Raw genomic sequence first — 12,639 nt, 5'->3', positions numbered from 1 at the left:
GACCAGCAGCATGACGCCGACCCACACCGACGTCGCCATCATCGGATCCGGATTCGCCGGACTCGGCATGGCGATCGCCCTGCGCCGCAGCGGCCACCACGACTTCGTCGTGCTCGAGAAGGCCGACGGCCTCGGCGGCACCTGGCGGGCCAACCACTACCCCGGCTGCGCCTGCGACGTCCCCACCCCCTACTACTCGTTCTCGTTCGCGCCGAAGCCCGACTGGTCGCGCTTCTACGCGCCGCACGACGAGATCCAGGCGTACATGGAGGACTGCTGCGACCGCTTCGGCGTGCGCGACCACCTGCGCTTCGGGCAGGAGGTCACCGGGATGCGCTGGGACGACGCCACGCAGCGCTGGACCGTCGACGTCGCCGGCGAGCCCGCGGTCGTCGCGCGCGTCGTCGTCAACGCGCCCGGCGGCCTGTCCCGCCCCGCCTACCCGGACGTCGAGGGCCTCGGCGACTTCGCCGGCCCCTGGTTCCACTCCGCCCGCTGGGACCACGACGTCGATCTCCGCGGCGCCCGCGTCGCCGTCGTCGGCACCGGCGCGAGCGCGATCCAGTTCGTCCCGCGGATCGCGAAGGAGGCCGCGCACGTCGACGTCTTCCAGCGCACCCCGCCGTGGGTGCTGCCCAAGCCGGACTTCCCGATCCCGCGCGTGCAGCAGGCGCTGCACCGCCGCCTGCCCGTCACCCAGCGCGCCGTCCGCGGCCTCGTCTGGGCCACGCAGGAGTACGCGGGCCTCGGCAACACGCGCTTCCAGGCGCTCACGCGGCCGCTGGAGTCCGTCGGGCGCGCCTGGATCCGCCGCTTCGTGCGCGACCCCGCGCTCGCCCGGCAGCTGACGCCCGACTACCGGATCGGCTGCAAGCGGCTGCTGCTCTCCAACGACTGGTACGCGACGCTCGCGCGCGAGAACGTCGCCGTCGTCGGCGGCGGGATCGCCCGCGTCACGGCCCGCGGCGTCGTCACCGCCGACGGCGTGGAGCACGCGGCCGACGTCCTCGTCTTCGGCACCGGGTTCGCCGCCACCGACCCGGTCGGCGACCTCGCCGTCGTCGGCCGCGACGGGCTCGACCTGCGGACCGCCTGGGCGGACGGGATGCGCGCGCACAAGGGCACGACGATCGCCGGGTTCCCGAACTTCTTCCTCATGCCCGGCCCGAACACCGGGACCGGCCACACCTCGCAGGTCTTCATGATCGAGCAGCAGATCGCCCACACGATGCTCGCGCTGACCCGGCTGCGCGAGCGCGGGGACGCGGTCATCGAGCCGCGGCCCGAGGCGCAGGCGACGTTCAACCGCTGGATCGACCGGCGGATGGAGAAGACCGTCTGGATCCGCGGCGGGTGCAGCTCCTGGTACCTCGACGAGCAGGGCCGCAACACGACGCTGTGGCCCGCGTCCTCGCTGCGGTTCCGCCGCACGCTCGGCACCGTCGTCGACGCCGACTACCGCTTCGACGCTCCCGTCCCGACACCGGACGGCACGCCCGCCGTCCCGGCGCCCACGGAGGTCGTGGCATGAGCTGGGACGTCGCGGGACGCACCGTCCTCATCACCGGGGCCGCGCGCGGCATCGGCGCCGCCGCCGCGCAGCGCCTGCACGACCGCGGCGCCAACGTCGCGCTCGTCGGCCTCGAGCCCGAGAAGCTCCACGCGCTCGCCGACCGCCTCGGCCCGCGCGCCGCCGCCTTCGAGGCCGACGTGACCGACGCCGCCGCCGTGCAGCGCGCCGTCGACGACACGGTCGCGCGGTTCGGCGCGCTCGACGTCGCGGTCGCCAACGCGGGCCTGCACTTCATCGGCTCCGTCGTCGACGCGCCGATCGAGCAGCTCGAGCGCGAGATCGACGTGAACCTCCTCGGCGTCCTGCGGACCGTGCGGGCCGCGGCGCCGCACGTCATCGCCCGCCAGGGCTACCTGCTGAACGTCGCGTCGCTCGCCGCCGCCTCGCACGCCCCGCTGATGGGCGCCTACGCGGCCTCGAAGGCGGGGGTCGAGGCGCTCACCGACGCGCTGCGGCAGGAGCTGCGCCCCGGCGGGACCCGCGTCGGCTGCGCGTACTTCGGCTTCATCGACACCGACCTCGTGCGCAGCTCGATGCACCACGCCTCCTCGCAGGCGATGGAGGGCCTGATGCCCGGCTTCGTGCGCCGCCACGTGTCCGTCGACGTCGCCGCCGACGCGATCGAGCGCGCGGTCGTCGGCCGCCGGGCGCGCGTGTGGGCCCCCCGCTACGTCGGCGGCGCGCTGCGGCTGCGCGGGCTCGTGCAGCCGCTCGCCGAGCAGCGCGCGATGCGCAGCCGGCGGCTGCCCGCCGCGCTCGAGGCCGCCGCGCCCGCGCCGGGCCTCGCCGCCCAGGACCTGACGCTCGGCATCGCCGCCGGGCCCATCGACGAGCAGCCGCTGCTCACCACCACGACCCCCTCGGAGGACCGCGCATGACCCCCCTCCTCGCCCAGGCCGACCCGGCGATCGCCGAGAAGCCCGCGGGCGGCGCCCCGATCGCCGACATCCTCATCGTCGGTGGCGGCATCTCGCTGACGACGTTCGCGCTGCTCGGGCTGATCCTCGCCTACCGCCGCGGCGGCGCCCCGCGCTTCCGCGCCTTCGAGACGCGCGTCGAGCGGGCCGTCGGCCTGCCCGGCTGGGCGGCGATCCCGGGCCTCGGCGCGATCCTCGGGTCGCTGCTGACGATCTGGGGTGCCACCTGGGACATCGGCCTGCACATCGACGTCGGCCGCGACGAGGGCCCGCTGGGCACCGCCGCGCACTACCCGCTGCTGTTCGGCCTCATCGGCATGTTCCTCATGGGCGTGCTGTCGGTCGGCATGGCGCCGCGCAGGCCGTCCGCGTCGAGCTCGGTCGCGTTCCGGGTGCGCGGGGTCGGGACCGTGCCCGCGGCCGCCGCGCTGCTCGCGGGCGGCTCCGCGTTCGCGCTGCTGGGCTTCCCGCTCGACGACCTCTGGCACCGCATCTTCGGCCAGGACGTCACCCTGTGGGGGCCCACGCACACGATGTTCATCGGCGGCGTGCTCGCCGCGGGCACCGGCGCCGCGCTGCTGCTCGCCGAGGGCGCACGGGCCGCCGGCCGCGACCCGTTCGGCGCCAAGGGCCTGCTGCGCCGCCCGATCGCCGGGCTGATCGCCAGCATCTTCCTCTACCTCTGGACCGCGTCCCTGGCGGAGTTCAACTGGGGCGTCCCGCAGTACCGCGAGATCTGGATGCCGATGATCCTCGCGTTCGGCGGCGCGCACACGATGGTGCTCGCGCGCATCCTCGGCGGTCGCGGCGGCACGTTCGGCGCGCTCGCCGTGTGGATGCCGATGCAGGTCGCGATGACGCTCGCGATCGGCGGGCCGCTCGACACGACGATGCCCGCGATGCCGCTGTTCGTCGCCGAGGCGCTGATCATCGAGGCGGTCGCGTGGCGCGGCCTGCGCGGCTCGCCGCTGCGCTTCGGGCTCGTCGCGGGCGCGGGCGTCGGCACGATCGGCCTCGCCGCCAACTACGCGTGGACCCAGGTCGCCTACCCGGTGGCGTGGGAGCCCGCCCTGCTGACCGAAGCGATCCCCGTCGCGCTGCTCGCCGGCCTGGCGGGCGGCGCGCTCGGCGCCCTGATGGGCCAGGCGCTCACCGGCACGCTGCCCGCCGGGCCGCGACCGCTGCGCACCGCGCTGGCCGCCGCCGCCCTCGCCCTCGGGCTGTGCGTCAACGCCGCGATCGTCCAGACGCCGCAGGGCGAGACGGCCGAGGTGCGGATCGCCAACGTGCGCGAGGCCGTCGCCCCGGGCGGGGACCGCACGCAGGTCGCCAACGTCACGGTCCGGCTCTCCGACCCGGAGGTCGCGCAGGACGGCAACTGGGCGTACATCCTCGGCTGGCAGGGCAACGGGCGCTACGCCGAGCCGCTCGTGCGGCAGGCCGACGGCACGCTGCGCTCGTCGCGGCCGGTGCCGATCGGCGGCACCTGGAAGTCGTTCGTGCGCTTCCACAAGGGCCGCACGATGATCTCCGCCCCGATCCGGATGCCCGCCGACCCCGCGCTCGACTTCGCGGGCTTCGCGGCGGAGCCCGTGGCGACGCGGACGATGATCCGCGACACGAAGCTCCTGCAGATCGAGCGGCGCGAGGACGGCCCGACGTGGGCGTGGATGCCCGCGCTGCTGCTCGTGCTCGCGATGGACGTGTCGCTGCTCGTGCTGATGGCGTGGATCTGCGTGCGGCTCGGCCGGATGCGCGGCCAGGCCCCGACCGTGCAGGCGCCCCCCGGCTTCCTCATCGAGGGCGCCGACCGCGTGATCCGCGAGGTCGAGAAGCGCGTCCCGGTCGGCGTCTGAGCCGACCGGCACCCAACCGCCGTACGAACCCCCGCACCAGGCGCGGGGTTCGTACGGCGGTCAGCGGGCGAGCACGGCGAGCAGGTCGCGGGCGACCCGCTCCCACTCGTGCAGCAGCTGCTGCCACGTGATCCGGAAGACGACGACGCCCAGCGCCGCCGCCCGCTGGTCCTTGCGGCGGTCGCGGTCCATCGCGCGGCGCTGCTCGTGCCAGGTCCGGGAGTCGAGCTCCAGCCACACGCGCGGCCCGGGGAACCACACGTCGGGGACGACGACGTGGTCCTCGGCCAGGTGCAGCGGCTCGTTGCGCCGGTAGGGCGGCAGACCGGGCAGGGCGCGCAGCAGCGCCAGGAACCGGGCCTCCATCTCCGCGTGCGTGCGGCCGTGCCCCGGGTCCGCGAGCTCGGCCGCGACGACGCGCCGCAGCGCCGGGACGCCCGGGTGGCGCAGGAAGTGCTCGGCGGCGGCCAGCATCCGGGATGGCGAGGTCGTGCGTCGCGCGACCGCGTTGGCGACGAGGACCGCGAGCGCGTCGTCGTCGAGGGACGGCGCGGCGCCGAGCAGCGCCAGCGGCGGGAAGGCGACGGCCATCCCGCGGCGGCGCCACAGATGTCGCGCCTCGACGCGCGACGCCTCGTGGAGGACCAGGGCGCCGCGCGTGCGCCGGCGCGTCGGCGCGCCGAGGTGGATCGCGTCACCCGCCGGTGGCCGGAGGCCGAGCAGCTCCAGGGCCGTGAGGCCGTACAGCCACGCCCCCGGGCCGGCGGCCAGCGACGCGGCCCACAGCCGCCCGTGACGGGTCGGCACGTCGCTGCCGACCACGAACACCCCGCGGTGGCGCCGGTGCAGGCGGCCGGTGGCGCACGCGCGGAGCACCTGGTCGTCGGTCATGCCCGCGAGGCGCAGCTGGCCGAGGGACACGGCGCCGTCCTGGCGTCGGGCGTGCCGGGTGATCTGCTGCCAGTCGACCATGCGGCGAGCATGGCCCCCGGCACGTCACGGAACCAGACGCGTCCGTGACGACCCCGTGCCGATTCTGCGCCGCGGGGCCGCGCGCGCGGCGACCGCCGTACGAACCCCCGCACCAGGCGCGGGGTTCGTACGGCGGTCGCGCTCAGCTCTCGGCCGCCGACCGGTCGCGGGCGCCGGGCAGGCGGCCGGCGATCCGGCCGATCGGCCCGACCGCCTCGTGCAGCTCGGTCGCCACGGCCTGCAGCGCGCCGACCGCGGGCTGCAGCGTGTCGAGGTCCGCGAGGATCTGCTCGGCGATGCGCTCGAGCCGCTCGACGCGCGGGCTCAGGTCGGGCAGCGCCGAGGCGTGCGCGGTCAGCTCCGGCAGCGACGCCGCGTACGCGGTCAGGGCGGGCAGCGAGGACGCCGCCCGCGTGAGCTCCGGCAGCGACGCGGCGTGCGCGGTGAGGTTCTCGAGCGCCGCCGCGTGCCGGGTCAGCTCGGGCAGCGACTCGACGACCGTGGACAGCCGCTCCACGCTGTCGCCCAGCGCGGCGATGCGCTCCAGCGAGTCGTCGAGCTCGGCGAGCCGGTCGATGTTCTGCAGCGCCCGGGCGAGCCGGTCGAGCGTCGTCGGCAGCTCGGCGAGCGCGACGACCCCACGGAAGAACCAGAGCATCAGGCGGCGCCCAGGACGTAGCGGTCGGCGTCGAACGTGCTCGTGCGGCGGCGATACGCGGTCGCGAAGCCCGGATACAGCGCGTACTGGCGGCCGGTCTCGTCGAGGTAGTAGCTCGAGCAGCCGCCCTGGGTCCAGACCGTCCCCGCGTTGCGCCGGTCGAGCTCGGCCGCGTACTCCTCCAGCGCGTCGGGGCGCACCTCGACCGTCGCCGCCCCGGCCTCGTCCATCGCGCCGATCGCCGCGAGCGCGTAGGTCATCTGCGCCTCCAGCGAGAAGATCGCCGAGTTGATCCCGATCGAGTTCGGACCGAGCAGCAGGAACAGGTTCGGGAACCCGGCGACCGTCGCGCCCTTGTACGCGTGCGGCGACGGGCGGAACGCCTCGCCGAGCGTGCGGCCGTCGCGGCCGACGATCCGGTCCGCCCCCTCCGACCGCGCGTAGCGGTAGCCGGTGCCGGCGATGATCGTGTCGACCCGGTGGGTGACGCCGTCGGCGGTGACGATGCCCTCCGGCACGATCCGCTCGATCCCCGCCGTGCTGAGCGTCACGTCCTCGCGGCCGAGGGCCGGGTAGTACGTGTTGGACATCATCGGGCGCTTGCAGCCCAGTCGGTAGCCGGGCTTCAGCTGCGCGCGCAGCACGGGGTCGCGGACCTGGAGCCGCCGGTGCGCGTTGCCGAGCTCCTCCAGCGGGCGGAGGATCCGCTGGTCGGTGTGGAAGCCGTACCCGAGCCCCTCGTAGAGCGCGAACAGCAGGTTGCGGTGCAGGTCCTGGGCGGGCGGCAGCAGCCGGTAGAGGAGCTTCTCGGGCAGCGGGACGGGCCGGTCGGGGTGCGGCAGCACCCACGGCGGGGTGCGCTGGAACACCGTGACGTGCGCGGCGCGCGGCGCGATCCGCGGCAGGAACTGGACCGTCGCGGGCCCGGTCCCGAGGACCGCGACGCGCTCCCCGGTGAGGTCGTGGCGGTGGTCCCAGCGGGCGGAGTGGAAGCGGTGGCCGGCGAACGTGTCGTCGCCCGGGAAGGCGGGGGTGTGCGGCTCGGCGGTGCCGCCGACGGCGCTGACGAGCAGGTCGCTGGACAGCTCCCCGGTGCTCGTGCGCAGCCGCCAGCAGGACGCGTCGGCGTCCCAGCGCGCCTCGTGCAGCTCGGTGGCGAAGCGAACGTGCCGGATCACGTCGTGGTCGTCGGCGACGCCGCGCACGTACGCGAGGATCTCGTCCTGCCGCGGGAACAGCCGCGACCACGACGGGTTGCGCGCGAACGAGTACGAGTACAGGTGCGTCGGGACGTCGCACGCGCAGCCCGGGTAGGTGTGCTCGAACCAGGTCCCGCCGACGGCGTGGTTGCGCTCGAGCAGGACGAGGTCGTCGATGCCCGCCTGCTTGAGGCGGACCGCCATCCCGATGCCGGAGATCCCGGCACCGATGATCGCGACGCGGTGGTGCACGCTCAGATCGCCCCGCGGGCGACGAGTCCCTGGATCGGCTGCGGCGCGCCGCGCAGCAGCTTGTAGGCGAGGGTCGACTCGAATCCGACCGGCACGACGTCGCGGTTGCGCTTGACGCAGTCCGCGATCGCCTTCGCGACGAGGTCCGGGGAGTGGCCGCGGGCCAGCAGCGCCGCGCCGCGGTCGGCCTTGTGCGCCTCGCGCCCGACGTAGCGCGTCGCGCGCGCGATCGGGGTGGAGATGACGCCCGGGCAGACGACGCTCACGCCGACCCCGGACCCGCGCCAGTCCGCGCGCAGGCACTGCGACAGCGCGACGACCGCGGACTTCGTCGCGCAGTAGGCGGCCATGTTGCGGTTCGGGATGTACGCGGCACCCGAGGCGACGTTCACGACCTGGCCGTGCCCGCGCTCGACCATGCCGCGCCCGAACGCCGCGCACCCGTACGCGACGCCGTCGAGGTTGATCGACACGAGCCAGTCCCAGTCGTCCAGCGACGCGTCCAGGAACGGCCCGTAGACCCCGACACCGGCGTTGTTGACGAGGACGTCGACGTCCCCGTGGTCGGCCGCGATGCGGTCCGCGAGCTCCTCGACCGCCGCGCGGTCGGCGACGTCGCAGACGTAGGAGGAGGACGCGCCGCAGACCTCGGCGACCGCGTCCCCGTCGAGGTCGACGCCGATGACGGTGGCGCCCGCCGCGGTGAACCGCCGGGCGGTCGCGGCCCCGATCCCGGAGCCGGCGCCGGTGACGACGGCGAGCGCCCCGGCGAGCCGTACGCGGCTCACGCCGCCGCCCCGACCGGCTCGTCCGCGGTGACCGGCGCGCGCGTGTACGCGTAGTCGTCGAGGTCGAAGCGCAGCGACCGCCACACCGTCTCGATCGTCGGGGCGGGCCGGAACGGCACGTCGCCGTGCGCGTCGAAGTAGTAGCTGTTGGCGACCGCGCAGCTGTCCTGCCAGAAGATCTGGCCGCCGCGCCGGGCGAGCATGGCGTGGAAGTAGCGGTCGTTGGCCTCGCGCCGGACCTCGGCCGCGGTCGCCCCCTCCGCGCGTGCGCGCTTGAGCACCCGCAGGATGTGCCGCGTCTGCGTCTCGATGAGGTTGAAGTACGAGCTGCCGTTGTACCCGTAGGGCCCGAGCACGATGAAGAAGTTCGGGAACCCGGGGACGCTGATGCCCTCGTAGGCCTGGAAGCGGTGCTCGTCCCAGAACGCCTCGAGGTCGAGGCCGTCGCGTCCGGTGACCCGGAACGGCGGCATGTTGCCGTGCTCGAAGACCTTGAACCCGGTGGCGAGGATCAGCACGTCGATCTTGTGCAGCGTGCCCGCCTCGGTGCGCACGCCGGTCTTCGTGATCCGCGCGATCGGGTCGGTCTCCAGCAGGACGTTCTCGCGGTTGAACGTCTGCAGGTAGGAGTTGTGGAAGCTCGGGCGCTTGCAGCCGACCGCGTACTTCGGGGTGAGCTTCTCGCGAACCTCGGGGTCGCGGACCTCCTGCAGCGCGCGCAGGCCGGCCTTCTCGCCGAGCTTGCCGAACGGCACGACCGCCGAGTAGTGGGCGGCCAGCGGGAACGTGATCTCGACGAACGCCTGGCTCGCCGCGCGGGCCGCGAGGTCGCCGCCGGGGATCTTGCCCATCAGCCACTTGACGGCGCCGGGGAGCGGGCCGTCGGGCTTGGGCAGGCACCAGATCGGCGTGCGCTGGAAGACCGTGAGGTGCTCGACCTCCGTGGCGATCTCCGGGATCAGCTGGACGGCGGACGCGCCGGTGCCGATGACCGCGACGCGCTTGCCGCGCAGGTCGACGGAGTGGTCCCAGCGGGCGGTGTGGATCGTCGTGCCGCCGAACGAGGAGAGGCCCTCGATCTCCGGCGGCTTGGGCTGGGTGAGGACGCCGGTGGCGCCGACGACGAAGCGGGCGGTGATCTCGTCGCCGGCCGAGGTCTCCAGCCGCCACAGGTGGACGTCCTCGTCGAACGTCGCGCCGGTGATGCGCGTGCCGAAGCGGGTCTTCGCGCGGACCCCGTGCTTGGTGGCGATGTCGTCGGCGTACGCGCGCAGCTCCTTGCCGGGCGCGTAGATGCGCGACCAGTCGGTCCGCCGCTCGAAGCTGAACTGGTAGCTGAACGAGGGGATGTCGACCGCGACGCCCGGATAGGTGTTCCAGTACCAGGTGCCGCCCACGTCGTCGCCCTCCTCGACAAGCAGGTGATCGTGGATGCCCGCCTGCGTGAGCCGGATCGACGTGCCGATGCCGGAGAAGCCGGCGCCGACGATGACGACCTCGTGGTCCGCTGTCCTCATGCTGCCTCCCTCGTCGTGTTCGCGACGCGCCGTCGCGCGACCATCTTCACACCGTTGCGCGGCCGGAGCGTCAGCGTCGCCTCCGGCTCGACCGGGTGCCCGGGCACCAGGTCGTAGACGAACCGCTGCGACATCATCGCGGTGATCAGCGTCGTCTCCATCAGCGCGAAGCTCGTGCCGATGCAGATGCGACGGCCGCCGCCGAACGGCAGGTAGTGCGACCGCGGCCGGCCGCGCGCGTTCTCCGGCAGGAACCGCGACGGGTCGTACACCTCGGGGTCGGGCCAGAACCGCGGGTCGTGGTGGATCGCGTGGATCGGGACGATGACGGTCGCGCCCTTGGGGATGCGGTGGCCGTCGATCTCGTCGTCCTCGATCGCGGTGCGCGGGATGATCCACGCGGGCGGGTAGAACCGCATCGCCTCCTGGAAGCAGGCGGTCGTCCACGGCAGGTTGGGGATGTCGTCGACCGTCGGCCGGCGGCCGTCCAGGACCTCGTCGACCTCGCGGAGCATGCGGTCGCGCGCGTCGGGGTTGAGCGCCAGCAGATACCACATCCACGCGAGCGCGTTGGCGGTGGTCTCGTGGCCGGCGAGCATGAACGTGGTGACCTCGTCGCGCACGCGGCGCAGCGGCAGGTGGCGGCCGTCCTCGTCCTGGGTGGAGAGGAGCAGGTTGAGCAGGTCGTCGCTGCCGGTGGGGTGGGCGCGACGGTCGTCGATGAGGTCCCAGACGATCTCGTCGACGGTCCGCATGACCCACTGCAGGGCGTTCAGCGGTGGCGGCACGTAGGGCGCGTGGTGCAGCGCGCGGGAGAACGCCCGCATGCCCCAGACGGGCGGCGAGGCGACGATCAGCAGCCGGGTGGCGACCTCGGCGCTGCGCAGGCCGGTCGTCACGACCTTCGTCATCTTCGCGCCGACCTCCCCGAAGCGGTGGCCGAACAGCGCGGTGCCGACGACGTCCATCGTCAGGCCGACCATCGAGGACGCCATCTCGACCTCGATGCGATCGCTGCCGTCGTCGAACGCGTCGACGTAGGCGGCGATCGGGTCGATCATGAGGTCGACCATCCCGCGCACGTGACGCTTGGACATGGTCGGGTTGAGCAGCATCCGGTGGCGGCGCCAGGAGTCGTCCTCGTCGGTGAAGAGGTTGAGGCCGAGGACCGCGCGCAGGAGCTCGTACTCGATGCTCTTGTGGTACCGGTCTGCGGCCCCGTGGAGGACGTGGTCGACGTAGTCGGGGTGCTTGATCGTGAACGACGTGCGGCGCCCGACGCGCATCCGCGCGATGTCGCTGCCGGGAGCGCCCTTGACGATCGGGGAGCCGGTGTGCAGGCCCTTGAGGAGCATCGACTGGGCGGCGTGCAGGCCGCTGACCGACGGGGTGCGGACGGCGGTGCTCATGCCCGGCTCCCGGCGTCGACGGCGGGGGTGGTGTAGTCGTGGCGGCCGGCGAAGAACGCGGCCTCCTGACGGCCGAGCTCGGTGACGGGCTCGTCGCCGAACATCCACTCGCGCGAGATGTCGAGCCAGCGGTTGGTGGCGCCGAGCTGGCCGAGCAGCCCGATCAGGAGCATGACCGAGCGCATCATCACGAAGTGCTCGGCGGGCAGCACGAGCTCGTCGAAGCCCTCCTGCCCGCGCATCTGCGTGTAGCGGCGCATCATCTCCGCGGTGGTGCTCGGGTCGGCGGTGGTGTGCTCGTCGACCATCAGCCAGCCGAAGATCGCGTGGTAGCTCTCGTAGAACGGCTGGGCGAGCTGCGGGTCGGGCGGGAGCGCCCCGAGCTCGACGATCAGGTCGAGCAGGCCGTCGGCGTCGCCGCGGTAGGTGGCGACGTTGGAGCGGACAAGGTGCTCGACCTCGCGGTCGCCCAGGCGCTTGAAGAAGCCGAAGTCCAGGAACGCGACGCGCCCGTCGTCGAGGTAGAGGGCGTTGCCCGGGTGCGGGTCACCGTTGAGCAGCCGGTGGCGCATCGGGCCGTTGATGTAGAAGCGGCAGAGGATCTCGCCGAGCCGGTCGCGGTCGGCGGCGGGGAGGTCGCGGACCTCGGCGAAGCGGCGGCCGTCGACGAAGTCCATGACGATGACCCGCTCGCGACAGAGCGCCATGACGACGTCGGGGACGACGACGAACGGGTGGTCACGGTAGACGCGCGCCATGGCGCGCTGGTTGGAGGCCTCGAGCTCGTAGTCGAGCTCCTCGGCGATCCGCTCGCGGATCTCGTCGGCGATCGCGCCGGTGTCGATGCCCGGGGCGATCGAGGCGAGGAGCTTCAGGCCGAGCCGCAGGTTCTGCATGTCGGCGTGGATCGCCTCGGCGATGCCGGGGTACTGGACCTTCACGACGACCTCGCGGCCGTCGTGCAGCCGGGCACGGTGCACCTGGCCGATCGAGGCGGCGGCCAGCGGCGTCTCGTCGAAGGAGGCGAAGACGTCGGGGATCGCGGCCTCGAGGTCCTCCTCGACGACCTTGCGGATCGCGCGGAACGGGACGGGGTCGGCGCCCTGCTGGAGGGTGGCGAGGATCTCCTGGAACTCGGGGCGGATCTCCTCGGGGACGAGGCCGAGGTCGACGGCGGAGAGCGTCTGGCCGACCTTCATGGCGGCCCCGCGCATGCCGGCGAAGACCTTGACGAGCGCCTGCGCGCTCTTGAGCTGCTGGCGGTTGGCCGCCGCGCGGCGGGCGTCGGAGTCCCCGGTCTTCGTGATGACGCGCGCGGACGCCTCGCGCGCCGCGACGCCGGCCGCCACGCCGGTGATCGACGCGGCCCGTCGCAGTCGCGAGCCTCGGATCTCGTTCGCCATCCCGCCGTCCTCCTGGTCGATTTCGCCGATCACGTGATCGACGGGCGGCACCGTACCAGAGTTGGTCGATCATGTGAACGGCGAAATGCGGAGGG

General features: G+C 73.7%; 10 protein-coding genes. 3 read left to right on the top strand and 7 right to left on the bottom strand.

The features are described from left to right. The first annotated feature begins 10 nt into the window (after positions 1–10). Genes C7Y72_RS08960 through C7Y72_RS08950 form a run of 3 tightly spaced genes read left to right on the top strand, consistent with a single transcriptional unit; the run spans position 11 to position 4,346 of the window. Positions 11–1,531 carry a flavin-containing monooxygenase gene (locus C7Y72_RS08960; RefSeq protein ID WP_107568416.1) on the top strand — a complete coding sequence of 507 codons (1,521 nt, stop codon included), beginning with the start codon at positions 11–13 and terminating at the stop codon, positions 1,529–1,531. Next, entirely contained in the window at positions 1,528–2,451 is a 924-nt protein-coding gene (locus C7Y72_RS08955; RefSeq protein WP_107568415.1) for a short-chain dehydrogenase/reductase, read from the top strand. Before C7Y72_RS08960 ends, C7Y72_RS08955 begins: the two co-directional genes overlap by 4 nt. After that, a complete protein-coding gene (locus tag C7Y72_RS08950) occupies positions 2,448–4,346 on the top strand; it encodes a hypothetical protein (protein ID WP_107568414.1) in 1,899 nt (632 codons plus the stop codon). Before C7Y72_RS08955 ends, C7Y72_RS08950 begins: the two co-directional genes overlap by 4 nt. Before the next feature lie 60 nt (positions 4,347–4,406). Here C7Y72_RS08950 and C7Y72_RS08945 read toward each other — a convergent pair whose 3' ends face one another. From C7Y72_RS08945 to C7Y72_RS08915, 7 genes are all read right to left on the bottom strand, one after another. After that, positions 4,407–5,318 (bottom strand): type IV toxin-antitoxin system AbiEi family antitoxin domain-containing protein, encoded by a 912-nt coding sequence (locus tag C7Y72_RS08945; RefSeq protein ID WP_107568413.1) that lies wholly within the window; start codon positions 5,316–5,318, stop codon positions 4,407–4,409. A 142-nt stretch (positions 5,319–5,460) separates the two neighbouring features. After that, positions 5,461–5,976, bottom strand: coding sequence for a hypothetical protein (locus tag C7Y72_RS08940; RefSeq protein WP_107568412.1), 516 nt, complete (start codon positions 5,974–5,976; stop codon positions 5,461–5,463). Further along, complete coding sequence (locus C7Y72_RS08935; RefSeq protein ID WP_107568411.1) at positions 5,976–7,427, bottom strand: flavin-containing monooxygenase; 1,452 nt, start codon at positions 7,425–7,427, stop codon at positions 5,976–5,978. The genes C7Y72_RS08940 and C7Y72_RS08935 overlap by 1 nt, the downstream gene beginning before the upstream one ends. Positions 7,428–7,429: 2 nt before the next feature. Continuing rightward, entirely contained in the window at positions 7,430–8,215 is a 786-nt protein-coding gene (locus C7Y72_RS08930; RefSeq protein ID WP_158276738.1) for an SDR family NAD(P)-dependent oxidoreductase, read from the bottom strand. Then, complete coding sequence (locus C7Y72_RS08925) at positions 8,212–9,732, bottom strand: flavin-containing monooxygenase (protein WP_107568409.1); 1,521 nt, start codon at positions 9,730–9,732, stop codon at positions 8,212–8,214. Before C7Y72_RS08925 ends, C7Y72_RS08930 begins: the two co-directional genes overlap by 4 nt. Next, positions 9,729–11,141, bottom strand: coding sequence for a cytochrome P450 (locus tag C7Y72_RS08920; protein WP_107568408.1), 1,413 nt, complete (start codon positions 11,139–11,141; stop codon positions 9,729–9,731). Before C7Y72_RS08920 ends, C7Y72_RS08925 begins: the two co-directional genes overlap by 4 nt. Next, positions 11,138–12,544 (bottom strand): ABC1 kinase family protein, encoded by a 1,407-nt coding sequence (locus tag C7Y72_RS08915; protein WP_158276737.1) that lies wholly within the window; start codon positions 12,542–12,544, stop codon positions 11,138–11,140. The genes C7Y72_RS08920 and C7Y72_RS08915 overlap by 4 nt, the downstream gene beginning before the upstream one ends. Between the last annotated feature and the right edge of the window lie 95 nt (positions 12,545–12,639).

The organism is Paraconexibacter algicola, from assembly GCF_003044185.1.
GTDB classification, from domain to species: domain Bacteria; phylum Actinomycetota; class Thermoleophilia; order Solirubrobacterales; family Solirubrobacteraceae; genus Paraconexibacter; species Paraconexibacter algicola.
Note: the sequence above shows the minus strand (reverse complement) of the source record. Positions and strands in the feature narration are given on the sequence as shown.